Source organism: Campylobacter sp. US50a (genome assembly GCF_004379015.1).
Taxonomy (GTDB): domain Bacteria; phylum Campylobacterota; class Campylobacteria; order Campylobacterales; family Campylobacteraceae; genus Campylobacter_D; species Campylobacter_D jejuni.
On sequence record NZ_RYYJ01000096.1, the window covers coordinates 1 to 269 of the forward strand.

General features: G+C 27.5%; 1 pseudogene. It reads right to left on the reverse strand.

Annotated features, from left to right (window positions below):
- Nucleotides 1–269: pseudogene (locus ELQ11_RS09785) on the reverse strand (VgrG protein); the annotation flags it as partial.

The following is a 269-nucleotide window of genomic DNA, read 5'->3' on the forward strand; positions in this document are numbered from 1 at the left end:
ACTCTTACTTTATTATCTACTCCTACATTTAAGGTATTGCTTAATCCTACTATGGTATCTTTAGATAAGCCTACATTAGTTAAGTATTCTCCTCCTACATTGACATTTTTAGCTAAGTCTATGGTTTGAGTATGAATCTTTTTAATCCTTTCATTATAAATTCCATCTACTATAGAATCTTTATCATTTAAGATTCTTTGAGTGAAATTATGCTGGACTAATTCATCATAATCCTTTTGGGCTTTTAAATAAATTTGTTCTTTATCTTT